Source organism: Nocardia jinanensis, assembly GCF_014645735.1.
Lineage (GTDB): Bacteria > Actinomycetota > Actinomycetes > Mycobacteriales > Mycobacteriaceae > Nocardia > Nocardia jinanensis.
This window is the reverse complement of the sequence record NZ_BMMH01000005.1, coordinates 62,741-87,945: the sequence shown is the minus strand read 5'-3', so window position 1 is coordinate 87,945 and position 25,205 is coordinate 62,741. Positions and strand designations below refer to the sequence as shown.

The window sequence follows — 25,205 nt, the reverse complement described above, 5'->3', positions numbered from 1 at the left end:
AACCACGCATACGAGCCACCCGGCCACCGCGGTCCAACGTCCGGGTCGGTGATTACCTCGACCGACCGTCGGCGCGACGACCGAACCTACGGAGAGAAACCGGCTGAATACTCTTACCGGGATCGTCCCCGGCGGTCGGTACATCCTATCGGCCGGGGTCGAGTTGGCAGGTGGTGTCGGCCTCGGGGAGGGTGCCGTCACGGAAGTAGGTGTTGACGATGTCGTTCACGCAGCTGTTCGTGCCGGCGCGGAGGACGCCGTGAACGCGGGTGTCTGCCGATGTGACCATACGTGACGCCGTCAGGTCCCGGTGCAGTGCAAGGCCTTGGTGGTAGGGGGTGCGGGTGTCGCGGGTCGCCTGCAGGATCAGGGCCGGTGTCGAGTTGTGCACAGCGGTGAGTGCCTCGACCGGTTCCGGCCAGAATGCGCAGGCGGTGATGTTGTTGGCGAACGCACCGAACACCGGCTGGGTCGCCCGAACATTTTCGATGTTGCGGTAATACCAGGCCGGATCCCGGGGTGCGGCCTTGTCGCCGCACAGAACTGCGGCCATGCCAGAGGCGTTCAGCTGAACAGGGCCGCTGATCTTCGTTTTCAGCTGCTCCATGTCGACGGGCCGCCCGGACACTGCGTCGGCGACGATCCGCACGACCTCGGCGAGGTCGGCGTTCTTCTGCGGATCCGACAGCAGCGCCAGCAGCATCATCGGCGCGGTGTGTTCATCGATGAGGTAGCCGTTGCCGATGACCGGATGGGCGGCGGCACGTCGAATCATGTCCTCGACAAAGGCGCGGACCTGCGGTCCGCTGCTACCGAAGTGATAGTCGGCGTCGCGGCGGGCCGCCCAGGTCGCCCACTCGTCGAGCGCGGCCTCGTTGACAGCGCCCATGTCCTGGTAGATGCCGATCCAGTAGCGGTCCGGGTCGACGGCGCTGTCGAACACCATCCGGTCACTGTGCTGAGGGAACATCTGCGTGTACACCGCACCCAGGTAGGTGCCGTAGGAGCCGCCGTAATAGCTGAGTGTGCGTTCACCGAATGCGCTGCGAATGACATCCATGTCCCGGGCGGTATTGCGGGTGGTGATCTGGCGGGCCTTCTCCGGATCGGGTGTTGTGCAGGAAGCCGCGAGCGCGGCGGCCAGGGCCGTGTCGCGCGCGAAGCCGAAGCCGTCGAAACCGGCCGAGAACAACATGGTGGGCAGCGGCAGCGCGCAATTCACCGGGTCCGATCGGCCGATGCCACGCGGGTCCATGCCGATCAGGTCGTATCGGGCGCGGACATCCGGTGTGAACCGGTCCTGGAGGTCGGCCATCATGCTCAGCCCCGGACCGCCGGGACCGCCGGGGTTGGACAACATGATCCCGTGTCTGTGGGCCGGGTCGGTGGCCGGGATACGCGAGATCGCCACGGTCAGTGTGCGTGAGTCCGGTCGGTTGTAGTCGAGCGGTACGACAACGCCCGCGCACTGAGCCCCCGCACCATCGAGAACCGCGTCGTTACACGGTTTCCAGTCCAGTCGCTGGTGATAGAACGACTCCAACCCACCCGGGATGCCGTCGACCGGGTCGGCGCTCGCCGGCCCGAGGGGCAGCGTGGCGGATACGGCTGCCGATATGACCCCCAGCACGAGCCACCGAATCCGTCGAATCGGCATTCCCGCACCGTCCCGGGACATCTGTGTCCGCATTCTGTTTCCGCGTGGCAGCCATTTTCGGGGCCCCGAACCGACCACGCGGTCGTTTGCTGCGACCGGCCCGGCGAAGTCGAGGCCTCCTGGGTTGTCACTCATCACTCGCCCCGATCGTATAGGTCGTGCCTCTGACATCGAATTCTGTGAAGCTGGCGTGGCGTACGGATCGCAGGCTCATTCCGTGGCGGCGTCCGCCGAACAATTTCCCGCGGCGGCGAGGTCGGTATGCGCACCGGTATCGGCTCGGTCCCGCGAGCCTTCTCTTCCGTATCTGGCGGCCGCACCGGTCGTCGGCGACTTTCCAGCGAAGCCTCTTGTCGGATATCAGCGGGATGGTGCCGTTGTGTTCGGCGATTGTGTCGGCATCGATCTTCATCATCGTGGCCAGCACCTTTCTTCCGCTGAGCTCCTGATCGACCATGCATGAATATGCAATCGTTATGTTATCGTGTGGTGAGTCGTTACGCTATCGTGATCTTGACCCAGAAATGGTGTGGCCGGTCGGTGCGGGTTCGAAGTGCTTGCGCGTCGGATGGCCTGACGCTGGAGGTGTGATGGAATCCGGGCAATCATTGTCGGCATATCGAAATAGTTCGGGCCGGACATCGCGTTCGGCTAACGATATACCCGGTCTGCCGGTCGACGGCGCACGCCGGCAACCGGTGATGTTCCGGCGGATCGGTCGACTATGGCTTGCGATCCTCGCGCTCGCCGCGATCGTGCTGCCCGCGGTGATGTCGATGCCGGTCGCTCGGGCCGCGGTGCCGGCGCCCGGTGACGATCCCTTCTATGCCGCACCCGCCGATCTCGCCTCGCATCCGAACGGAGCGGTGCTCGGGGCGCGGACGATCGCACCGCTCGGGCTGCCGATCCCGGTGGATGCGTGGCAATTACGGTATCGCACAACCGATTCCGAAGAAAAACCGCAATTGAATGTGACGAGTGTGCTGGTGCCGCCGGTGCCCTGGAACGGGCCGCGGCCGGTGCTGTCGTATCAGGTACCCGAGAACAGTCTCGACACCCGGTGCGCGCCGTCGTTCACGCTGCGCGGCGGACGCAACACCGAAATGGCGGCCGTCGCGCAGGATGTGCCGTTCATCGCGGACGCACTGCGGCGCGGATGGGCCGTCGTGGTGAGCGATTACGAAGGGCCGCAGTCGCGGCTCTTCGACGGGGTGACGTCCGGGCGTGGGGTCCTGGACGGAATTCGGGCCGCGCGGTCCTTCTCCCCGGCCGGGATCGATACCGCGAGCCCGATCGGTGCCTGGGGATACTCCAGCGGAGCCTTCGCCACACTGTGGGCCACGCAATTGCGTCAGGAATACGCACCGGATGTGGGACTCGCCGGCACCAGCGCGGGCGGAGTCCCCACCGATATCCCGACCATGGCACAACTCGCCGACGGCGACGCGGGAGCGATACTGATCCTGCTCGGCCTGGCCCGCAATGAACCCGAATCCCGCCTGGCCGACTTATTGAACGACCAGGGGCGCAGCGCGCTGCGCACCGCGGACACGTCGGCCTGCGGTGCGGATCTGGCTCAAAAATACCCGGACACCCACATCGCCGACCTCGCTGCGGTCCCGAACTTGCTGGCGCATACCGCCTTCCGCGATGCAGCGACGCCCAACGAGCTCGGCGGCACCGCCCCCGACACCCCGCTGTACCTGTACCACAGCATCTCCGACGAGAAGATCCCCGTCGTCGGCTATAACGCGCTCGTCGATACCTACTGCGCGCAGGGCGCGACCCTCACCGCGACCCATTCGCTGTTTCCGGGCCACATGGGAGCCGCCGCGGGTGAAGCATTCGGCGGTATGAACTTCCTCGCCGACCGCTTCGCAGGCGCTTCGCAGGCTCCGGGATGTCAGGTGTCCTGAGCGGACGGTGTTGTGCACCCTCTCGACGGATGGGTCGGAGGTGCGTGGCGGGCCCTGGTCGCAGCCACGAATGCCGTCGAGTAGGTAGTCCAGGCTGCGGGCGAACGTACCGTCCCAGTCGTCGTCGAGCATGTAGCCGTTCGCGGCGAGGGTTGGATAGCGGTCACTGTGTGCGGACAGGTGTTGTGGGGCTCGAGTCTGTTCGTCGATCGGCGTGAGCCGGCCGGCACGCGATACCGCCGCACCCATGACGGTCGAGGACTTCCGGATCGGCGTTGCCGAGTTCGCAGGTGCTGTTGGCCATCAGGCGGCCACGCCGTGACCGGCGCGAACACCGGGCTGGGTTTCGGGACCGCCCGGACGCTCGCCGCACGCCGAGCGGTCGGCGGACGCGCCCGATGCGCGTCGGTTCCGCCCGGCCGCGTGCATCGAGGGCGAATGGGTTTCAGGTCAACAGCGCCCTGGTGTGCGGGGAGCTGGGCTCTGCGAGAACTTCCGCGGTGTTTCCCGTCTCGACAACCTTTCCGTCGGCGATCACCACGATCTGCCGGCAATGCTCGGCAATCAGGGTCATATCGTGACTGATGACCAGAACGCCGATCCCTCGCTCGACCCGGGTGCGCTCGACCATCTCCATGATCGCGGTAGCCGTCCCGGCATCGAGGGCGGATGTTATCTCGTCGCACAGGAGCACGTCGGGCTCGGCGGCCAGTGCTCGCGCGATCGCCACCCGCTGCCGCTGGCCCCCGGAGAGTTCGTCCGGGTACCGGCGCAACAGTTCGGAGTCCAGTTCGACGCTCCGCATCAGTGCTTCCGCGCGCTCGGCCACTTCCTGTGGCGTCGATACTCCGGCAAGTCGCAACGGGCGTGAAAGAGTTCGCAGCACAGTGTGCTTCGGGTTCAGTGTGGACAGTGGATTCTGCGGGATCAGCTGAATCCGTCGGCGGTCGCGCCGAGATCGCCGTGAACGACCGACGGCCAGGCGACGCCCCCCTACTTCCAAGGTCCCCGAGGCGTTCGTGTGGAGGCCTGCCAGTACGCGCGCGAGGGTGGTCTTGCCTGCCCCGGATGGCCCGACGACAGCTACGGCTTCGCCGGAGGAAACGGCAAGGTCGACCGACTCGAGCAGCGCTCTGCCACCCGCTCTCGCGGATATCGCACGACCCTGAAGCGCGGGTGAGTCCGCCGGAGCAGGGGTCGGGAGCAGACCTGTCGGCCGCTGCGGTGTCTTCGGCGGTTCGCCCAGATTGACCACATGATCTGCTACTCGGTGCAGGGCCGTGGTGTCGTGGCCGGATACCACTACCGCGACACCCTCGTCGGTGGCCAGCGAACGGAGCAGGTCCCCGATCTCATTGCGCAGTTGGCCGTGCAGACCGGCGATCGGTTCATCGACGACCAGAACCCCGACTTTGCGGACCAGGCCGAGGGCGAGCGCTACCCGGCGCTGCTCGCCGCCGGAGAGCTCGCCCGGACGCCGCCGCAGGTAATGGCCGGGCAGCCCGACGCGTTCGAGAGTGGCCACCAGGTCGGCGCCGGCGCGCTTGCCCACCGCCTCGGTGAGCAATGACCGTACCCGCATCGTCGGATTCAAGGCCGCGCCCGGATCCTGGCTCACGAATGCCATGCGACTCCGGCGGAAGGATTGCAGCGCAGCGGGCTCCAACGCGAACACATCCTGCCCGCACACACGCACCGAACCGCTCGATCGAGTGGTGCCGCCGGCCAGATGGCCGAGGACAGCACGCATCAGCGTCGTCTTGCCGGCACCGGACGGGCCGGTTATCGCGGTGATCGTGCCCTGGGCTACGCGCAGTGAGGTCGGCTCCAACAGTTCGGCACCGGACAGTGAGCGTACCGAAAGTTCGTCGACCACCACCCCTTCGGTCTCGACTGTCATTTCGTCGGTCATATGTCCCGCCTTCCTCGACCGAATATCGCCACGGCGCTGTTCACACTGACCGCCAGCAGGCCGATCGCCAGGCTCGGCGCCAGCACGGCGGCGGGATTGAGCAGGATTCCGGATGCGTTCTCGCGGACCATGACCGCCCAATTGGCGTCACCAAGGGTGGTCGGCAGTTGGAGAAACGCGGCAGTACTCACGAGATACATCGCTTCCACGAAGCGCAGGCCCAGTTGGGTGAGCAGCGTTTCGCGGAGATTCGGAAGTAGTTCCCGCGAGACGAGGTATCCCATCCCTTCGCCACGCCCCCGGGCCGCCTCGATGAAACCGGAGGCCGCCACGCCGCTGGCGGCCGCCGCGAAGACCCGCGCGGTGTACGGCGTGCCCGAGGCCACGGAGATGACGACCAGTCCGACCGCACCGGATTCCGGCCAGGAGAGCATGAACAACAAGATCGCCAGGACCGGCGGCAGCAGCATGCCCAGATCCGCGGTTCGTTCGATCCAGGCTCCCGCTCTCGGATACAACGCCGCCACCGATCCCAGTACAGCGGCGATCGTGGTGACCAGTAATGCGATGGTCGCTGCTACCAGTAGCAGTCCCCACCCGCCGTGCAGCAGCTGGCTGAGGACGTCGTGGCCGAGCCGATCACCGCCCAGCCATGCCTTGCCGTTCGGATTCTCGAAGGTGATGCCGACGGGATGATCGACCGCGTAGGGCGCGAACAGGGGACCGGCCACGGCCAGGGCGACCACGGCGACCGCGGGCAGCGCGGTCAGCCCCAATCGCCGGGAACCGGCCGGGCGAGACAGTGTCGGCGTCTTCATGGACGACCTCGGTTCGACCAGGCCCGAATGGCATCGGCCAGCAGCAGAATGCACATGATGGTGGTCCCGGTCAGTGCGACAACGGCCGCGACCAATGCTGTATCCCGGTCCGATACCGACCCCGCGACCATGGCACCCATCCCCGGGTAGTTGAAAATCGTCTCGACGACCAGCGCGCCGCCGAACAAGGTGCCGACCGAGGTGGCCAGCGACATCGCGATGGTCGGAAGCGCGAACGGCAGCACATGACGGATCAGGACCGTCCTCTCGGATAGGCCGTTGAGGATGGCGCTGTCGACATGCGGCGCGGCCGCAGCATCGATCAACGCGCTGCGCACCACCCGCAGATTCCAGCCGGCCTGCGGTATCGCCAAGGCCAACGCCGGGAGGATCAGCATCTGCGCACTTGCGGGGTACCCCGCCCGGTCGGTGAACGTCACCGCGGGCAGCCAATCCAGCCACAGCGAGAAGACCATCACCAGCAGCGTCGCGACAACGAACTCCGGGACCGCGATCACGAACGCCGAACCGGGTTGCACTATGCGTGCGACGAGGCTGCCGGGCCGGGCCGCCCACCACGCGCCGAGCAGCAACGCGATCACGATCGTGGCGAGCAGGGCGATCGAGGCCAGCAGCAAGGTCTGCGGGAACTTGGCCGCCAGCAATTCATTCACCGACCGGCCGCGGGCAGTGACACCGAAGTCCCCGGTAGCTGCGCCGCTGAACCAATCCCAGAAGCGGACCGGCAGTGGCCGGTCCAATCCCAGTTCGTGCTCTTTGGCCGCTACCTGATCCGGACTCGCGTCGCGTCCGAGTACCGCCCGGGCGGCATTACCGGGTAGCAGGTCGATTACCACGAACACGACCGCGAGCAGAGTGATCAGCAGCCCGACCCGACGTGCCACCACACCGGTGAAGGCAATCAATTCGACAACCACACCCGCTCGAGCTGCACCCGGCCGTACCCACCCAGCTTCGGCAGATCACGGACCGAGCTGCTGGCAATATCGATGCCATCGGCCATTCCCCACACGATGTAGCCGCCGCGGTCGTACTGGATCTGCTGAATCGCCCGGCTCGCCTTGGTGAATTCCGCGCCGGGGGGCGCCGCGAGTGCGGTCGCGTAGGCCTTGTCGAAGGTCTGGTCGTGGAAGTTCGTCTCGTTCCACTTGGTGCGCGAATACATGACCTTGCTGGCGAAGAACATGACCGAGTCGTTGGTGCCCCAGTTCACTGTGTACAGCGGCGCCTTCAACCAGGTGGCGTCGTAGAAGGCGTTCGCTTCCTGGACCACGACCTCGATGTCGAGGCCGATCTCCTTCGCCTGGCTCGCGAAGACCTTGGCCGACTCGACCTCACCTGCGGCTTCTTGCTTGGTCACCAGTTGGTAGGTCTTCTTGGTGTCGAATTTCGCCTCGGAGAGCAATTTTCTGGCCCGGTCGAGATCGCGGGCCCGCTGTGGAATCGACGCATCGAAGGTCGGATCGGCGGTACCGAGAATATCGTTGGCGACAGTGCCGTAGCCCGAGAGAACCTGCGACACCATCGCTTCGCGATCCACCGCCAGACGAAGTGCCTCTCGCACGCGCGGATCCGCGAAGGGGCCATCGGATGTCCGCATCGCGATCGCTACCGCGACATCGTTCGGTCGCCGGAACACCTCGAGGTCGTCTCGTGTTTCCGCCATCCGCCCGGCGACAGCGCCGACACTCGAGGCGACATCGATCTGACCCGCCATGATCGCGTTCGCCATCGCTTCGGGACTCTCGAAGAGGGTCACCTCGATGGCATCGAGCAGGGGCGCGCCACCGTACCAATCGTCATTGCGTACCAGCCGGGCATTGCCGTTGTCATAGGATTCGAGACGGAACGGCCCCGTACCGATCGCCTCGGTGACATCGGCGGTCCCCTTCGGGAGCACAAAAGTCATCATTCGCAGCAATAGCGGCATTTGGCTGTTCGGGGCCGCGCATGTCAATACCACCGCATTCGGGCCGGTGGGATTGATATCGTCGACGGAAGCTACGGGCACCTTTGTCTCGCCCCCGGCTGCACGGAGTCGGCGAAGCGACCACACGACATCCTCGGAAGTCACCGGTCGGCCATCGTGGAAGCGAGCTCCGTCCGCGATCGTGAAAGTCCAATTCCGCTGTTCCCGATCCGATTCCCAGGTGGAAGCGAGGCGCGGTGCGACATTCGGGTCGGTGCCGGGGACGGTCAGTGGGTCGTAGACGAGCGACATGATCAGGAAATCGCTCTCGTTGCTCATTGTTTCGTGCGGATCGCGCTCGATTTTGGACGATTTTCCGATCGCACCGAAGCGGAGTGTCCCGCCACGCTGAGGAGTGCCGCCCGAGCTGTCGGAGGGAGATGATCCGTCGGTGCATGCGGCGAGCGCGAGTACCGCGCTGAGGCCCAACCCCGCTTTGAATACCTGACGCCTATTCAATTCCACTACTCGACCTCATCCACGCAATTAAATAGGTTAGCCTGCGCTAACCTGATTGAGAATATCTCGGGGGTTGTGCCACGGGCAACACCGAGGCTCGGCGACTCCCTGCCGGACCGGCTGCAGCCGTGGTGCGGCAAAGCACTGGGTTCGCCGCCCGCCCCGCCGCACCACCGAGGCGCTCGGCTCCCTGGAATGAAGAAGGTGACGCGTTCAGCCGAGGCTGAAAGGCTGCCCCCCACACCGCCATCGAGGTCACCTTGACCCGCACGAGGCCCCGGCCCGGGCGTAACCCGTGCAGCCGTTGAGCCCGATGGTCGAATCGATCCAGGTGACCGAACCGGTAGGCCCACTGAACTCGACCCCCGTCAGATGGCTCTCGTCGCCGTAGTCCTAGTGAACGCTGGTTCTTCAGATCAAGCGGCGGAACGATCTTCTTGCCGAACGCGAAGATCGCGATCGAATCGCATCAGCAGTAAACGGAGCCAGAATCGGGTCCCGGCGGACGATCACGAAGAAAGCGCCGAAGTGAGGAGGTCGACGAAGGAGGTGGCGGCACCGATTCCGGTGAGGCCCAAAACTCGGCTCGGGCGTCGAGTTCGTCGATGCCGACTCGGGACTCCGCGCGGCCCACCGCACCCGCCACGAGGTTCCCGACAGCGGTAACCACACCGACACACATGGCCGGCGCCCGCGCCGATCACCACAGCGACCACGCCTCCACTCGTGAGTGCCGAGCGTATTCGCCTCAACTTTCGATATCGGCCACGGTGGAGGTCGGAGTGTTGAGGACACCGTCGAACGCCTCGACGACGGACGTGTGCAAATAGGTGCTCTGTATCCGGATGCGGTCGGGGCCGGGACCGCCGGAAGCTCGGGTACGGGCCCGGCGAAGATCGGCGAGGCTGAGCCCGAGGCCGGCATCGGCGAAGGCGGCCTCGATGCTGCCCGGCTCCGGCGGCTGCAGTGCGGTGTCCTCGATGGCGAAGCCGAAACGCGCGTCCTCGTCGGGGCGCATATCGGCGGTGTGCCCAGTGATGCTGGTCAGCGCGAGGGCGACGTAATCATCGCCCAGGGAGTCGTGCAGGTACCGGCCCATGGGCAGCCCCGTGAGGTGGCCGTCGAAGAAGACCGGTGACCTCTGGATGTGCGCATTGTGGGCCACCAGCACCACGCGGGTTCCGGGGCTGGAACGTTCCAGGTGCCACGCGACCGATCCGGCCATGTAGACGTCCCGCGCTGAAGTGTCTGCGGTCAGGCCGCTGCCGGAGTACAGGCCGGCCATGGCACGAAAACCGTAATCGGCGTGGCAAGCGGCCTCGAGTCGACGCAGGGCGATGTCATAACTGTGCTGATCGCCACGGGTGATGTACAACGGTGCGAGGGCACGGAACCGGATGACCAGGCGGATCAGGAGCGCACTGAGAGCATCCTGCTCGGCCGGCACCAGGCGGGTCCAGGCCGGTGCGGCCGCGGCCGCGGCCGCACCGGCGAACGACCCGGCGATCCGCACGGCCTCTCGGACCGCCGGGAGGACCTCGGGGTCGATGTGACTCAGATAGTCGGCGACCGGGACCAGAGCGGGAAGCAAGGACCCGCCGGCCGCGGGGATATCGATCCCGGCGAACCGCACCGGCGTCTCGGCTGTGGCGTTGTGCCGGCGCATCCATCGCACTGGCTCATCGACGCCCACCGGAATCGACCCGGCGAGATGCGCCGACAGGTCGTCGTCCGGACCCTCCCCCTGGGCCCAGGTGTTCAGCGGGAAGCCTTCGCTGAAGCCGTATTCGTAGGCCAGGACGGTGAATCCGCAGCGTTCGACCAAGAACCGCAGGATGCGCCGGCGCATGAGCGAGAACTCGGTGATGAAGTGGGAGTTCTCGCCGATCGCGACGACGCGCGCGTCACCGATGATGCCGCGCAGTGGCTCCAGGTCATCCAGCGGGGCCGCGGGGTCGAGGTGGGCGAGGTCGACGGCATGGGACCCGAGCCAGTCGGCGAAGGAGTTGTGATGAGACGGAGCAGGCACGGGGACGGCTCGATTCTGTGGTCGGAGTACGAACGAATAGCAGGTGGGAGTGCGCGGTACCGCACGCAGGGCGCTATCCGTGGCGCTGCGCGGGTGTCGTAGCCGCCGCGTTGCTCGAAGGCTGCCCGCGGATCGCCGTACCCGGCCGGGCCTGAGCGATCGTCCCGGGTCGTCGACGCCTCCAGGCGGCGCATCCGCGCCTGGACCGGCGCATAAGTCGGTCAGCGCCTGGTCGACGACCTGCGCCTGAACGGGCTGTCGTGCCCGGCGAGCAGGCACGGCAGGGTGGTTTCGACGGATCCGTTCTCGCCGATGGTCCCGGTGCGCTCGCCCGTAATGAGTGAGCAGGTCACCGAATACAGGACGAGCCCGCGGTTGGAAGGATGTGCTGATGTCGAGCGCGGTGATCTGTGTGGGCATGCGGGCACTCCAAAGCATTCGAGGACGAGGCGGTCGTCAGGGACCGCGTGGCCGGACGAACATTTCGGAAGAGCACAGGCAACCTCACTAATGCGACGGATGTCGTATTAAGATAGTGGCTCAATGTCCCCTGAGCAACCCGGACCTACAGCGATGACCCCTCCGGCGCCACGACGACACGAACTCATGCCCCGCGCCGCCGAACTGCAGTCGTCCGGCGGCAGTTGGTTCGGTTCGGGCGGAGAAAGTAGGGAGGACTACCTCGCCGGGTCCGGCCCTGCGCGTCCCTGTCACCGGAGTTGGGGTGGGGTTCAGAGCGCACGGCGACACGAAGGAAGAAGGCACAGCAAGGCTCTCGGTGCTATGCCATGACGATCCGTTGCGCACGGGCGAGGTTGGTGATCAGTTCGGCGCGGGTCTGGTGTTCGTGCGCATGCCATGCGGGCTGACCGGGGCCACTGCGCCAGTTCCTCCGCCGGCATGTCGTTGACGACTTTGAGGGGAACCGCTATGACGGCGAAGTCGGCCGCGGCCGCGGCGGTGGTAGCGGTCGCGGCACGGGCCGAGGGGCCGAGTTCGGCGATGAGGTTCCTCAACGTCTCAGGTCCTCGCGAGTTGGCGATGACGACGTCGTAGCCATTCGCGATCGCCGCCCGGGCGATCTGGCTACCGACTTCGCCCGCACCGATGATGCCGATCGTTGCCATGAGTGGATCCACCTCGAGCTCTGGTCGATGAGTGCATCAGCGCCCGACGGAGCGTTCGATCATCTCGAGCGCGGCAGATTTGGCGAGTTGCAGCTCCTGCTCGCCGATACCCGACTTGTGCAGGAACTCGATCCCCTGCATGACGGCGATCAGGGCACGAGCGGTCGCCTCCGGATCGATATCGGCGTCGATCTCGCCGACCTCCTGAGCCCGGGTGATCTGCCGGGTGAACAGTACGAGGGTTTCGGCGTAGACCCGGGACACGCGGGTCTGGACCTCCTCGTCCTGCGTACTCAGAGCCGCGGCGCTGTTGGCCATCAGACAGCCTTCCGGTGGCAGGTCCAAGCGGCCGCCGTCCTCGAAGGTGACGGCCGAGGCGACCCCGCGCCACGGGCTCGTATTCGCGGTGGCAGCGCGCTCGAGCCCGGCGGACTGGCAGGCGCAGTAGTCGTCCAGTATCCGCAGGAACAGGTCGTGTTTGCTGCCGAACGCACCGTAAAGACTCTGGGTACCCACCCCTGTCGCCGCGGTGAGGTCCTGGACCGACGTCGCCTCGTATCCGCAGCGCCAGAACGTATCTCGCGCGGCAGTGAGGACGGTCTGTTCGTCGAACTTCCTCGGCCTGGCCATAATTCCACCCTACTGGTTATGGAGTGATCGTTCAAATTTGACAAACCGACCGGATGCGTATGTATTTGATTGACTATTCCATAACTCGACGAGAGGGCACCACACATGACCACACGACCACTCGAAGGCAAGACCGCGCTGGTAACCGGCGGATCCAGGGGCGTCGGTGCCGGTATCGTCGCCCGGCTGGCCGCGGACGGCGCGAGGGTGGCGTTCACTTATGCCCGCTCCGGTGAGAGTGCGCAGGCTGTGGCGGCTGCGGTCGTCGCAGCGGGCGGCATCGCACATCCGATCCACGCCGACAGCCTGCACGAGCAGGACGTCGAGGCCGCCGTCGCGCAGACCGTCGACCACTTCGGCAGTCTGGACATCCTCGTCAACAACGCCGCTGTCGGCACCTTCGCCCCACTCGTCGACCTGAAGATGGGCGATATCGACGCGATGCTGACGATCAACGTCCGATCCGTAATCGTCGCCATTCGCGAGTCCCTGGCATATATGGGCGACGGCGGGCGGATCATCAACATCGGCAGTATCAACGCCGACCGCACACCGTTCCCCGGCCAATCGGTCTATGCCCTCACGAAGGGCGCGCTGGCGAGCCTCACCCGCGGTCTCGCGCATGAACTGGCACCGCGCGGGATCACCATCAACAACATCCAGCCCGGCCCGACCGACACCGATGCCAACCCGGCCGACGGGCCCGCGGCGCCGAGCATGCTCGGCGTCATGGCACTGGACCGATACGGCACCACGGCCGAGATCGCCGCCTTCGCCTCCTATCTCGCCGGCCCCGACGCCGCCTATATCACCGGCTCCAGCCTGAACATCGACGGCGGATTCACAGCGTGACCCCTCGCGAACGCGTTTCCGGTACCGCAGTGGTGGTTCTCCGACCTCGCGTTCGAATGCGGAGCTCGAGGAGCCTTCCGAGGCGTAGCCCAGATCGGACGCCAACCTGCCGACGTGTTCGTCCCGCTCACTGGCGGACCGCGGAAGCCGAGCCGATGCGGTGACCGGACGCCTCGACGAGCAGCTGGTCGAGCCGGGCGCGCAGGGGAACAGCGGTGTTCGCGGCCCGGACGTGCACGACAGGCGGAAGCGGTTGCAGGAGCATGGGTCGGCCGAGCTGCTCGCGCTGCCGTGGAGGCAACTCGGCCGGACTCCGGAGCGTGTCGTCCTCAGCCCAATGCACAGCGCGCCCACGGCGAAGCATTCCTGGGCCGCGTGCTCGGCCCGATGCTCGGCAGTCGGCCGCCTCACTCTGCACGACTTCGGCGGTCTCGTGCGCGGTGTCCTCGGCGCACGCCTGCACGTCCAGCTTGTCCACTACCGAAACCGCTTGCCCGATTTCGGGTCTGACCTCCACCCCGTAGTCCCGCACCGAACCCTCCACGCCGACAGCATCCTCCACGCGGCGATGCACTGACCGGTTGAGCCCAGGGATCGTTTTTGCGACAGGTCTAAGGTAATCGTGCCCGCAGCGCTAGGTGACGATCGGGCGGCGACACCGGTCTTCACCCGCTACGCATGATTCCGGGTGGCGGGTCGCTGCTCTACCGTCACCACGATGGGCACAGTTCTCGGTGATCACCGTGCTGCTCGGGGTGTTGCGGATGGCGGCGTCGAGGCGCCGGTATCGGTTATCGGACCATGCCGAGTCCACCGTTGACGGCGATGGCTTGACCGGTGATGAAGCGTGCTCCGTCGCTTGCCAGGAAGATCATGACCGGGGCGAAGTCACGTTCGGGGTCGCCGAGTGCGCCGCCGAGGGGGACGCTGGAGTAGATATCGCTTCGTTCGGTGGCACCTGATGTGGTCATCGGCGTCTGGATGGCAGGAATTACGGAGTTCGCCCGGATTCCGTGTGCGCCCCATTCGCCTGCGATGGTGCGCGTCCAGGCCATGACCCCACCTTTGGTGGCCGAGTAGGCGGCCAGTCCGGGCATGGCGGTGAGGCCGGCGTCGGATCCGAAGTTGAGGATCGTTCCGGTCCGAGCGTCGCGCATCGTGGGGAAGGCTGCCTGGTTTGTCAGGATGGTTCCTCGGAGATTGATCCCGAGGAGGAAGTCGAGGTCGTCGTCGGTGAACTGTGCTGCGGGCCGGGCGCGTTGCACACCCGCCACATTGACCAGGACGTCGAGGCCGCCGAGGTGGTGGACTGCGTCGTCGAACGCGGCGTCGACCTGCGCGCGGTCGGAGACGTCGGCGTGTAGGTAGACAGCGCTTCCCGGTCCGGTCGAGGTGGCCGCGGCCTCGGAGGTGGTCTGCCGGCCGAGTTCGTCTCGGACGTCGATCGCGGCGACGGTCGCGCCCTCCCGGACGTAGGCACGGACGCATGTGGCGCCCATGCCCTGTGCGCTGCCGGTGACGACGATCCGTTTGCCTTCGAGCTGCATGGCTGACTCGCTTTCTTCGATTTCATGTCGGTGCTCGATCTTTCGGCCAGCGCTCCGAAGGACTCATGTGGTCGATGCGGACCGGTGCCGGCCACGATCGGAACCACCCGCTGACCGTGTTCGCCGTTCACATGGGCCCGCCGACCGGACTTGTGGGTCAGAGACCCGCTGTCGGTTCTCGGCGCACGATCCCACCTCGGCTGCTCCGTGCTCGTATGCCGAACGAGCGATCCTGCGGTTCCTATCAGCTCTCACTCGTCGAACGCGCCGTGGATCGGCTTTCCCGCAGCGGTGTCACATCGAGAGCGGTATCGGGGTCCTCGGACAATACGGCCATCTCCCGGGCGTTCGGAAGGCCGAGCCATCCGACGAAGAATCCGCCGACCGCGCAGGCCATCACATAGAAGGCCGGTGTTGTGGGGGAGAATTCGGAGGCCAGTGATGTGGCGATGAACGGAGCCGTGCCGCCGAAGATCGCGAAGGCGAGGGCATAGGGCAGGGCGCTCGCACTGGCCCGAATGTCGACGGGAAAGAGTTCGACGACGGCGAGGCCCGAGGTGATCATCGTCGAGAACTGCAGCGTGGCGAATACCGCCAGGCCGATGGTCGCTACGACGAACCCGTGTCCTGCCATGGCGAAGGCCGGGTAGCTCCATATCAGAAGCCCGGCGGCGACGATCATCGCGAAATGTTTCCTGCTGATCCGGTCGGCGAACCGGCCGATCGGGAACATGGCCACGCAGGCGAAACCGAGGGCGATGACGATGATGGCGAACGCGCTGGTCTTGCTGTGGCCTTCGAAGTGCATCAAGTTGGTCGCCATATAGGCCACGGTGATGTAGCCCGCGGTGGCGTTAAGAGCCACCCAGAGGAAGAGGGTCAGCATCTTCTTCTTGGCGACCCGGAACGCCTGCACCAGTGGGGGCCGTTGGTTCTTCTCGTCGCTGCCGACGACCGAGGAAACTTCGGCAGCGGCCTTGTATACGTCTGCGTCGTCGACTTTCATCCGCAGGACGAGTCCCACGACGCCGAGCGGGATCGCGAGGAGGAACGGCACTCGCCACATCCAATTGTCGAGGAGTTCGGTCGATACCAGTGCGCTGATGAGCATCGCGGTGAGGGATGCGGCCACACTGGCACCGATGGTGGAGGAGATCAGTGGCGCCGTGCTGCGGGCGCGGGTGGCGACGGCGGAGTGCTCCACGACGAGTACGAAGGCGGTGGTCGACTCGCCTCCGGTGGAAAATCCCTGCAGGAGACGGCACAGCAGGAGTAGCACCGGCGCGAGAATTCCCACCGCCGAGTAGGTCGGTAGCAGGCCGATGGTCGCGGTCGCGATGCTCATCAGAAGGATGGAACTGATCAGGACGGTCTTGCGCCCCCACCGGTCGCCGATATGCCCGAAGGCGATCGCGCCGAGCGGTCGAACGACGAACGAGACTCCGAACAGCGCGAACGTCGCCAGTAGCCCGACCACCGGGTCCGCCTCGGGGAAGAACAGCGCGGCGATGGTCACGGCGAAGAAGCCGTAGAGAGCGTTGTCGAAGTATTCGATGAAGTTGCCGATTGCCCCGGCTCGGGTCACGGTGCGGATATCGATGGGCGGACGGTGGTCGGTGGGGGATGACATATGCCAACACCTCGTTCGGGCTGAAGGTGGATGAGAGAAGAGTTGCCGATGACCGCGAGGTCGCGGTGATGCCGCGGTGGCGGCATCAGTCCCGGGGGTGGCGTGCGGGACACTTCAAGATGGTAGAACCATTGCATTGGATCGAATGATGATTTCGCGAAAAGAGACCACGTATCGAAGCGATGTTTTCATTCAGCGAAAACCCTATTTGTGTCGCAGGCCACTCGCACGAACATGGCTCTATGCGGTCCGAGGCGAACCGCCGCAGTGGGACTGTGTCCATAAAAGTCTGCGCCGCAATATATTTCACACTTCTCGTCGCATGAGAGAGGACCGGCGACGTGCAGCCGCTCGGCCTGCGGTATGCGATACCGTCGACGCATTCGGAGGCTTCTCGCGGCGCGACACCACCCACCCGCACTGAAGAACCGAGGTCCGAGTATGCGACTACAGAACAAGCGCACGATCATCACCGCCGCCGCATCCGGTATGGGCAAGGCGGGCGTCGAACTCTTCGCACGCGAGGGTGCCTTCGTCGCCGCGATCGACCGAGACGCCGAAGCGCTCGAAGCGGTGGTCGCCGCGGTCGAGGCGAACGGTGGCAAGGCGGTCGGCTTCGTCGCCGACCTCGCCGACAACGATGCGGTCGTCGAATCGTTTGCCCAGGCGACCCGATGGCTCGGTGGCCTGGATGTGCTGTGGAGTCATGCGGGAATCCCGGCCCCCACCGAGACCGAGAACCTCGATCTCGACGCTTACCAGCGCGCTGCGCAGTTGAACGTCACACAATCGACGCTGCTCGCCGGCCGGGCTCTTACCGTGATGCGCGAGCAACAGCGCGGATCGATCGTTTTCACCGCGTCGTCGGCCGGTCTGGTCGGCTCGGCGCAGAGTCCGTTGTACTCGCTGTTCAAAGCGGGAATTATCGGACTCACAAAGGGATTGGCGGTTCGATACGCCGTCGATGGCATTCGCGTGAACGCGGTATGCCCGGGCATGGTCGCGACACCCATGCTCTACAACGACTTCATGACCTCCGATCCCCGGTTCACTCCCGAAGAGACCGAGCAGCGATTCGTCTCCGCGATTCCGATGGGACGGCCCGGCCGGCCGGACGAAATCGCCCATGCGGCCCTCTGGTTGGCTTCCGACGATTCCTCGTTCGTGACCGGCGTTCCCCTCCCGGTGGACGGCGGCCTGGTGGCCCGCTGACGCCTGACGACACAGGCCCCGTCCGGCACAGCCCGGCGTGGGCATCGAATCCACAGAACGCATCGGCGCCCGATGCACAGTAAAGGAGAAGTCTCTCGATGACCATCACAGTCGAACAGGAAGTTTCCGGCATCGCGGCGGTACCGAAACAATTGTTCATCGGGGGGCAGTGGGTACCGGCCACGGACAGCGCCACGCTCGACGTCTTCGATCCCTCGACCGGACAGGTGCTGTGCCAGGTTGCCGACGCGTCCGCCACCGACGCGATGCGCGCACTGGACGTCGCCGTCGCCACCCAGCCGTCGTTCGCCGCCACCACGGCGCGGCAGCGCTCGGACATACTCCGCAAGACCTATGAGCTGATGCTCGAGCGTGTGGACGAGCTCGCGCTCATCATGACCCTCGAGGCCGGAAAGCCGATCGACGAGGCAAAGGGCGAGATCGCACTGGCGGCGGACTTCATCCGGCACTTCTCCGAAGAAGCTGTGCGTGTGACCGGGAACTACCAGGTCAACCCGGCAGGTGGCGGGCGTATGATCGTCACCCGCCAGCCGATCGGTCCGGCGATCCTCGTGGCGCCGTGGAACTTCCCCATGTCGATGGGAGCGAGAAAGATCGCGCCGGCCATCGCCGCCGGATGCACCTGTGTCGTCAAGCCCGCGAGCGAGACCCCCTTGACGATGTTCGCGCTGGCCGAGTTGTTCCACGAGGCAGGAGTCCCCGACGGCGTGGTCAACGTCATCACGACGAAATCACCGCGCGAGGTCATCGAACCGCTGATCCGATCCGGGAAGGCGCGCAAGCTCTCGTTCACCGGATCGACCAGCGTCGGGGTCCACCTGCTCGAACAAGCCGCGCAGAAGGTCCTCAAGACGTCCATGGAACTCGGCGGCAACGCACCGTTCGTCGTCTTCGACGACGCGAACCTGGAGAACGCTCTCGACAGCCTCATGCTGACGAAAATGCGCAACGCCGGCGAAACCTGCACGGCCGCGAACCGGATCTATGTGCACCGGTCGGTGATGGACACCTTCGCCGACGAACTGGCCGGCCGGATGTCGGAATTCATCCTGGGCCGGGGGGTCGACGAGGGTGTCACCCTGGGACCGTTGATCAACGAAAAACAGCAGACCCTCGTCGACGACCTGGTCCGCGATGCCGTCCAGGCCGGTGCGGAACTGGTTCTGGGCGGTGAGCGACCGGATCGCGCCGGCTATTTCTACCCGCCGACCGTGCTGAAAGACGTTCCCACAACGGCCAGGGTCACTCGTGAGGAGATCTTCGGCCCCGTGGCACCGTTGATCCCGTTCGACACCGAGGACGAGGTGATCGCGCTCGCCAACGACACCGATTACGGCCTCGTGTCCTATATCTTCACCGAGGATCTGCGCCGCGCGATCCGCGTCGCCGAAGCGATGGAGTCGGGCATGGTCGGCCTGAACCAGGGATCGGTGTCGAACTCCGCGGCGCCGTTCGGTGGCGCCAAGATGTCGGGACTCGGTCGCGAAGGTGGGAGCGATGGTCTCGACGAATTCCTCGAGACCAAGTTCATCGCCATGCAGCAGCTGTGAGGGCGTAGCAGCGAGAGTACGAATGGCCCTCCGGGGCCCGCTCCGGATGTCACGGTGCGGGTCCGGGGGCCTCAGCTGGATTTGCCGAGTTCGAGCGCCTTTGCCTTCTCCGCTTCCACGAGGGTCTTCTCCAGCCGTTTCAGGTGGCGCGTGATTGCCGCGATCGCCTTGTCCGCGTCGCGGGCCCGCAGATGGTTGAGGATTCGGCGGCGAACTTTTCCGATGTCCTTGCTGGGTGGCGGCCCCGCCCGATTGAGCCGCAGATGGACGATCCGGGACAGCGAATCGGTGAGCATGACCAACACCTCGTTATGCGTCGCATCGGCGAGGAGGTGGTAGAACTCCATGATCTGCGTGGTTCGTTCGAGGCCGGCCTCGGTCTGTGCCTGCTGCTCGGTGAAGGTGATGTCGTCGTCGAGCAGCTGGAAGTCTTCCTCGGTGGCCCGCTCACACGCCATCCGGATGATATCGGAGGTCAGGATGATCCGGGCCTCGAGCAGGCTTGCGGGGGAGAGGGCGCCGAGTGAGGCCAGGTCGGTCATTGCCCGCGACACCACGTCGGGATCGCCGTTGCGGATGAATACACCGCCGGTGACTCCGAGACGGGACTCGACGAGTCCGGCGGTCTCGAGAGCGCGCAGCGCCTCGCGCACACTCTGCCGGGCGATTCCGAAGATCTGTGCCATTTCCCGTTCCGCCGGTAGCCGGTCGCCGGGTTTGAGCTGACCATCGGCAACCGCGTTACGGACCTGCTCGTAGATGTATTCGAACCCTCGCCGGGTGTGCACTTTCGTGAAGATCGACGAATCCACGCCGTCTCGGCGGAATAGTGCCGCGGAATCAGTCATGTTCCCACCTCGTGTAGCTGGGTCGAATGTTTTGACCATTGATTACGTCGATTATTGATTCTAACGGCCGGAGAACGACATGGCCCGAGAGCCCCGGCATGAACGACGAGTGGATCGTGGCGGCCGGCCGGGCGTGTGATCAGCGCTCCGGCTCCGCGGCGACTGTGTCGCGGGGCCGACGTGGGCGACCGCGAACCGTGGTTCGACTATCCGGCGTCGAGAACCTTTGGTTGACAGACCGCGCCGCACCTGTCTGTAATGGTTCTACCATATGTCTCTGCCGCTCCATGGCGCGACCCGATCGCGATCAGCGGCATCTCCGCATCGATTTCTAGGGGTAGTGATGACCACTTCGAACAGCCGCGATCACACCACGATCGAGGGCAAAGAAGCTCTCGGCGAAGGTCGCCTCCCGCTGTCCGGAATCAAAATCGTCGATCTGTCCCAGATCGGTGCCGGCCCGTACGGGACGTCGCTACTCGGCGATCTGGGCGCGGATGTCATCAAGGTGGAACCATTGCAGGGCGACAGTTTCCGCTACGTCGACAGCGCTTTCGATCCCGGCGAAAGTGCGTACTTCTTCGGGGTCAACCGCAGTAAACGATCGATTGCTCTCGACCTGAAGAGTCGAGCGGGCTACGAGGTGCTCGAGCGGCTCGTCCGCGGTGCCGACGTTCTCGTTGTGGCATTCCGGCCGGACGCGGTGCGGCGGATGGGCATCGACTACGACACCCTGCGAAAGATCAACGACCGGCTCGTCTACGTTTCCATCACGGCATTCGGGGAGGCGGGACCCCGAGCGCACCAGCCGGGTATGGATATCCTCGCCCAGGCGCTGAGCGGCATGATGGGTGTGACCGGTGAGATCGGCGGCGGGCCGGTGAAGGTCGGTGTCCCCATCGCCGACTTCGTCGGATCCTTCTTCCTCGGATTCGGCGTGTGTGCGGCGCTGCGGTTGCGCGACCTGACCGGTACGGGCGACAAGATCAGCATCAATCTGCTCGACGGTCAGGTGGCGGCGTTCGCGAACTACATCACCGCCTACGACAAGACTCGTGTGCCGTTCCGGCCGCAGGGCGGCGGACATCCTCAGCTCGTGCCGTATCAGCCCTTCCTGGGCTCGGACGACAAGTACTTCATCCTGGCGGTGCTCAACGACAAGTTCTGGGACAAGCTGGTCCCGGTGCTCGACAGGTACGACGACTTCCGGAATCCCGCCTACGCAACCAACAGTGGACGAATCGAGAACCGGGACGAGTTGTGCGGCCGGCTCCAGGAGATCTTCGGCAAGCGGCCCGCCGAGTGCTGGTTGCGCGAACTCGAGGACGCGGGCGTTCCGTGCGGTCCGATCCACCGGCTCGAGGATGCTCTCGATGATCCGCAGGTGATCGCCAACGAGGCGGTGACCGAGTTGATCCATCCCGACTACGGCCCCTACAAGGTGCCGAACAACCCGATACGTTTCGAGAACGCCGCCACCGGCCCGTGGGGGTATGCGCCCCGGCTCGGTGAGCACACCGACGAGATACTTCGGGAAGTGGGCTACCACGCGAACGAGATTCGAGCATTGCGCGACAGCGGCATTCTGAACGCGTAGTGCGGCCTGTGCCCCCGCAAGCGTCCCTGTGGCATTGACAGGGCGATGCCGACGCGGTACCAATTGGTAGAACCATTACGGGATCAGGCGCCGAGACGGGTGGCACAGGTACCGACCGAGGCCCGGACCTCATCCGGGCCACCGCCCTGGCACCAGATCTCAGAAGGAAGCGTCGGATGGCGAAACGTGACCTCGGACCGCATTGGATCGATCTCGGCCGGACCTGATCACGATCGGTCCCCTTCGCACGGAAGTGCCGGAAACCGGTGAGAGAGGCTGCAATGACCGGAACCTTGACGGGCATCAGGATCGTCGAAATCAGCGGACAGGGCCCCGTCCCGTTCTGCGCGATGCTCCTGGCCGATATGGGAGCGGAGATCATCCGTGTGGAGCGTCCGACCGCCGATCCGGAGAAGACGCGCAAGACCGATAGCTTCGGCCGTGGTCGGCGGTCGATTGTCGTCGATCTGAAAAAGGCTGCCGGTCGCGATGTCGTCCGGGAACTGGTCGGCACCTCGGATGTTCTCCTCGAAGGCAACCGGCCGGGGGTGATGGAACGCCTCGGCCTCGGTCCGGACGACTGTATGCCGGCGAATCCCGGCCTCGTCTACGGACGGATGACAGGTTGGGGCCAGGACGGACCACTGGCGCAGGTGGCGGGACACGACATCAACTACATCGCGGTCGCCGGCGCGCTGGAACCGATCGGCCGGGCCGGCGACGCACCGGTGCCGCCGCTGTCGCTGGTCGGGGATTTCGGTGGCGGTGCGATGCTTCTCGCGCTCGGCGTCTGCGGTGCGCTCATCGAGCGGTCGGCGTCCGGACGCGGTCAAGTGGTGGACGCTGCCTGCGTCGACGGCGCATCGCTGCTGATGACCGTTGTGCACCAGCTGCGGTCGGTGGGCCGATGGTCCGACGACCGGGGCACCAACCTCTTCGACAGCGGAGCGCCCTTCTACGAGGTCTACGAGACCAAGGACGGCCGCTACGTGTCGGTCGGTGCGGTGGAACCGAAATTCTACGAACAGTTCGTCGGCGTTCTGGGCCTCGACCCGACCCGGATGTTCCCGCAGTACGACCGCAGTCGGTGGCCGGACCGGAAGAAACTGGTGGCAGCGGCTATCGCCGAGCGCACACGAGAGGACTGGCAGATGGCCACGGCCGGGGTGGAGGCATGCTTCGCACCCGTACTGTCCCCGGGGGAGGCGGCGGCGCACCCGCATCACCGCGCCCGCGGTGCCTTCGTGGATATCGACGGATTCCTCGAACCGAGTCCGGCGCCGCGCTTCGGCCGGACGCCGTCGCGCGCTCGGCCGCGCCCGAGACCGGGACAGGACACCGACAGCATTCTGTCGGAACTCGGCTGGACCCGGGACGCAATTTCAACCCTTCGCACCTCCGGGGCGATCGGATGACCGTCGAGGCAGATACGGCGACAGCGCCGACCAGAGCGAGCACCGGCGTGGACCCGAAGCGCTCGCGCGCCCGATCCGGTACGTCGACGCCGGGTCCGCGGCTCGCCGGGTGACCAGGCGAGCCGGCACCATTCCACGATATTCAGGAGAGCGAAACAATGGGCATTCTCGACGGCAAAGTAGCCCTGGTGACCGGGGCGAGTCGTGGTATCGGAGCCGCGATAGCCGAGCGATTCGCGCAGGAGGGCGCCTCGGTGATCGCGACCGCACGTTCCAGCGCCGAGCAGCCGGGCAAACTCGCGGGGACATTGGAGGAAACCGCCGCGGCCGTCCATGCCGCCGGCGGCGAATGCTGCACCGTTGTCGCGGATCTGACGAAGCCGGAAGACCGCGAGCGCATCCTGCGGGAAAGTTCGCGCCGCTTCGGCCAGGTCGACATCCTGGTCAACAACGCGGCCGTCACCTTCTTCCAGCCCGGTGCCGAACTCGCGCTGCGCCGACTGCAGCTGATGTTCGATATTCAGGTCCAGGCCCCCATACACCTGAGTCAACTGGTCCTGCCCGGGATGCGCGACAGAGGTGAGGGTTGGATTCTCAACATCACCTCCGGCGAGTCCAGGCATCCGGGCATCCCGCCGTCACGCTTCGACGCCAAGGGGACGACCACGGGGTACGGGATGGTCAAATCCGCCCTCGAGAGGTTGACGACAGGGTTCGCGGCGGAGAATTTCGCGCACGGCATCGCCGTCAACGCGCTGCGTCCGTCCCGGTTGGTGGCGACCCCCGGGCCGGTCTTCCACGGCGTCCTCCGGGCCGACGATCCCGATGCCGAAAGCCCCGATGTGATGGCCGGGGCTGCCGTCATCCTCTGCTCGTCGAGCCCGCAGTGGGTCAGCGGCGAGATCCTCGAATCCGAGCAGGTCCTGGAACGCCGGGGGTCCGAGTTCCAGGGGTAGTGGTTGCCCCCTCGGGGAGGCACGTACGGGGCCACGGGGACCGATGTATCCGGCGAGCGGAGCGGACACTCGCCCGCCGCGATGTCCGGTCCTGTCACCGATTTCACCGAATGTGTCCGATCATGCGAAAGAAGGCAACTGATGGAACTGAAGGTCACCCGGTACGAAGTCGACGACCACGGGATCGCGACGGTGTGGTTCCATCGTCCTGGGCGCGGTAACTCATGGACGAACCTGATGAATACCGAATACCGCTGGATCATGGACACCCTCGACCGGGATCCCGAGGTGCGCGTGGTGGTGCTGACCGGCAGCGGCAACCAGTTCTGTGTGGGTGCCGATACCAAGGCGCTGAACTTCTATACCACCAGTGAGGACGATTACGCGGACACTGTAGACGCGAGCGCGGCCGCGCAGCCGGGTACCGGTGTCAATCCGGAGTTCGAAACCGATGTCATCTGGCAGTGGGGTCTGCGCGTACCGGTGATCGCGGCCGTCAACGGAGCCTGCGCAGGTATCGCCGCCGCCATCACCAGCTTCTGCGATCTCCGATTCGCCGCCGAGGGAATCAAGTTCACGACTTCGACACCGCGGCTGGGGCTGCCCGCGGAGTACGGACTGTCCTGGATTCTCCCGCGGATAGTCGGCCTGACTCATGCTGCCGACATCCTGTACACCGGCCGGGTCGTGTACTCCGAAGAACTCCTGCAGATGGGCTTCCTCAATGGACTGTTCCCCCGTGAGACCCTCATGGAGGAGGTCTACAAGGTGGCCCGCATGATCGCCACCCAGGTTTCCCCCGCATCGGTGACGTCCGCGAAACGGCAGATGTATGCGGAACTCCTGCATCTCGAACCTCGTCGCGCCATCGATGATTCGAAAGAACTCATCGGTCATTTCATGCGCCAGAACGATTTTCGAGAGGGTATCGCCGCCTACAACGAACACCGGCCACCGAGATTCGGAGCCCCGATCATCGATCCGGCAGTAGCGACCGGTGGCTCCTGAGCGTCACCCGCCTGCGCCGCGGGAGCTGACC

General features: G+C 65.5%; 21 protein-coding genes. 8 read left to right on the top strand and 13 right to left on the bottom strand.

The window, feature by feature from the left end; translation table 11 throughout:
• Nucleotides 1-145: 145 nt before the first annotated feature.
• Entirely contained in the window at nt 146-1,657 is a 1,512-nt protein-coding gene (locus tag IEY68_RS13805) for an alpha/beta hydrolase (RefSeq protein ID WP_189094258.1), read from the bottom strand.
• A 127-nt stretch (nt 1,658-1,784) separates the two neighbouring features.
• Nucleotides 1,785-2,114: a hypothetical protein gene (locus IEY68_RS13800; protein ID WP_062997851.1), complete on the bottom strand. Its 330-nt coding sequence runs from the start codon at nt 2,112-2,114 to the stop codon at nt 1,785-1,787.
• Between the two features lie 244 nt (nt 2,115-2,358).
• Here IEY68_RS13800 and IEY68_RS13795 point away from each other — a divergent pair, with 244 nt between their 5' ends.
• The gene (locus tag IEY68_RS13795; protein WP_189094257.1) at nt 2,359-3,573 is read left to right on the top strand and encodes a lipase family protein; all 1,215 of its coding nucleotides are present in this window, start codon (nt 2,359-2,361) and stop codon (nt 3,571-3,573) included.
• Nucleotides 3,574-4,018: 445 nt separating this feature from the next.
• Here the strand turns inward: IEY68_RS13795 and IEY68_RS13790 are convergent, their stop codons facing one another.
• The 7 genes from IEY68_RS13790 to IEY68_RS13760 all read right to left on the bottom strand — a co-directional run bounded on the left by IEY68_RS13790 (nt 4,019) and on the right by IEY68_RS13760 (nt 12,538).
• Nucleotides 4,019-5,485, bottom strand: a complete 1,467-nt coding sequence (locus IEY68_RS13790; protein WP_062997859.1) for an ABC transporter ATP-binding protein — start codon at nt 5,483-5,485, stop codon at nt 4,019-4,021.
• Nucleotides 5,482-6,303 carry an ABC transporter permease subunit gene (locus tag IEY68_RS13785; protein ID WP_062997861.1) on the bottom strand — a complete coding sequence of 274 codons (822 nt, stop codon included), beginning with the start codon at nt 6,301-6,303 and terminating at the stop codon, nt 5,482-5,484. The genes IEY68_RS13790 and IEY68_RS13785 overlap by 4 nt, the downstream gene beginning before the upstream one ends.
• Nucleotides 6,300-7,241 (bottom strand): ABC transporter permease, encoded by a 942-nt coding sequence (locus IEY68_RS13780; protein WP_229718767.1) that lies wholly within the window; start codon nt 7,239-7,241, stop codon nt 6,300-6,302. Before IEY68_RS13780 ends, IEY68_RS13785 begins: the two co-directional genes overlap by 4 nt.
• Nucleotides 7,226-8,572, bottom strand: coding sequence for an ABC transporter substrate-binding protein (locus tag IEY68_RS13775; RefSeq protein ID WP_229718766.1), 1,347 nt, complete (start codon nt 8,570-8,572; stop codon nt 7,226-7,228). The genes IEY68_RS13780 and IEY68_RS13775 overlap by 16 nt, the downstream gene beginning before the upstream one ends.
• 928 nt (nt 8,573-9,500) lie before the next feature.
• Nucleotides 9,501-10,781 (bottom strand): erythromycin esterase family protein, encoded by a 1,281-nt coding sequence (locus IEY68_RS13770; protein ID WP_062997865.1) that lies wholly within the window; start codon nt 10,779-10,781, stop codon nt 9,501-9,503.
• Between the two features lie 731 nt (nt 10,782-11,512).
• A complete protein-coding gene (locus tag IEY68_RS36180) occupies nt 11,513-11,908 on the bottom strand; it encodes an NAD(P)-binding domain-containing protein (RefSeq protein WP_229718765.1) in 396 nt (131 codons plus the stop codon).
• A 36-nt stretch (nt 11,909-11,944) separates the two neighbouring features.
• Nucleotides 11,945-12,538 (bottom strand): TetR/AcrR family transcriptional regulator, encoded by a 594-nt coding sequence (locus IEY68_RS13760; RefSeq protein ID WP_062997869.1) that lies wholly within the window; start codon nt 12,536-12,538, stop codon nt 11,945-11,947.
• A 105-nt stretch (nt 12,539-12,643) separates the two neighbouring features.
• Between IEY68_RS13760 and IEY68_RS13755 the strand changes: the two genes are divergently transcribed.
• Nucleotides 12,644-13,390: an SDR family oxidoreductase gene (locus IEY68_RS13755; protein WP_062997871.1), complete on the top strand. Its 747-nt coding sequence runs from the start codon at nt 12,644-12,646 to the stop codon at nt 13,388-13,390.
• Nucleotides 13,391-13,517: 127 nt separating this feature from the next.
• On the opposite strand, the gene IEY68_RS13750 is transcribed toward IEY68_RS13755, so the two are convergent.
• The 3 genes from IEY68_RS13750 to IEY68_RS13740 all read right to left on the bottom strand — a co-directional run bounded on the left by IEY68_RS13750 (nt 13,518) and on the right by IEY68_RS13740 (nt 16,567).
• Nucleotides 13,518-13,952: a hypothetical protein gene (locus tag IEY68_RS13750; protein ID WP_189094256.1), complete on the bottom strand. Its 435-nt coding sequence runs from the start codon at nt 13,950-13,952 to the stop codon at nt 13,518-13,520.
• A gap of 229 nt (nt 13,953-14,181) precedes the next feature.
• The gene (locus tag IEY68_RS13745) at nt 14,182-14,937 is read right to left on the bottom strand and encodes an SDR family NAD(P)-dependent oxidoreductase (protein WP_062997875.1); all 756 of its coding nucleotides are present in this window, start codon (nt 14,935-14,937) and stop codon (nt 14,182-14,184) included.
• Between the two features lie 244 nt (nt 14,938-15,181).
• Nucleotides 15,182-16,567, bottom strand: a complete 1,386-nt coding sequence (locus IEY68_RS13740; RefSeq protein ID WP_062997877.1) for an MFS transporter — start codon at nt 16,565-16,567, stop codon at nt 15,182-15,184.
• 441 nt (nt 16,568-17,008) lie between these two features.
• Here IEY68_RS13740 and IEY68_RS13735 point away from each other — a divergent pair, with 441 nt between their 5' ends.
• Both IEY68_RS13735 and IEY68_RS13730 read left to right on the top strand, forming a co-directional pair.
• Nucleotides 17,009-17,779, top strand: a complete 771-nt coding sequence (locus tag IEY68_RS13735; RefSeq protein ID WP_062997879.1) for an SDR family NAD(P)-dependent oxidoreductase — start codon at nt 17,009-17,011, stop codon at nt 17,777-17,779.
• A gap of 98 nt (nt 17,780-17,877) precedes the next feature.
• A complete protein-coding gene (locus IEY68_RS13730) occupies nt 17,878-19,350 on the top strand; it encodes an NAD-dependent succinate-semialdehyde dehydrogenase (RefSeq protein ID WP_062997881.1) in 1,473 nt (490 codons plus the stop codon).
• Nucleotides 19,351-19,421: 71 nt separating this feature from the next.
• Here the strand turns inward: IEY68_RS13730 and IEY68_RS13725 are convergent, their stop codons facing one another.
• Nucleotides 19,422-20,198 carry a FadR/GntR family transcriptional regulator gene (locus tag IEY68_RS13725; RefSeq protein ID WP_062997883.1) on the bottom strand — a complete coding sequence of 259 codons (777 nt, stop codon included), beginning with the start codon at nt 20,196-20,198 and terminating at the stop codon, nt 19,422-19,424.
• Nucleotides 20,199-20,541: 343 nt separating this feature from the next.
• On the opposite strand from IEY68_RS13725, the gene IEY68_RS13720 reads away from it, so the two are divergent.
• The 4 genes from IEY68_RS13720 (at nt 20,542) to IEY68_RS13705 (ending at nt 25,174) form a co-directional block, all read left to right on the top strand.
• Nucleotides 20,542-21,795, top strand: coding sequence for a CaiB/BaiF CoA transferase family protein (locus IEY68_RS13720; protein ID WP_062997885.1), 1,254 nt, complete (start codon nt 20,542-20,544; stop codon nt 21,793-21,795).
• A 281-nt stretch (nt 21,796-22,076) separates the two neighbouring features.
• Nucleotides 22,077-23,210, top strand: coding sequence for a CaiB/BaiF CoA transferase family protein (locus tag IEY68_RS13715; protein WP_062997887.1), 1,134 nt, complete (start codon nt 22,077-22,079; stop codon nt 23,208-23,210).
• Nucleotides 23,211-23,368: 158 nt separating this feature from the next.
• Nucleotides 23,369-24,166, top strand: coding sequence for an SDR family NAD(P)-dependent oxidoreductase (locus tag IEY68_RS13710; protein WP_062997889.1), 798 nt, complete (start codon nt 23,369-23,371; stop codon nt 24,164-24,166).
• A 141-nt stretch (nt 24,167-24,307) separates the two neighbouring features.
• Nucleotides 24,308-25,174, top strand: a complete 867-nt coding sequence (locus IEY68_RS13705; RefSeq protein WP_062997891.1) for an enoyl-CoA hydratase-related protein — start codon at nt 24,308-24,310, stop codon at nt 25,172-25,174.
• The last annotated feature ends 31 nt before the right edge of the window (nt 25,175-25,205 follow it).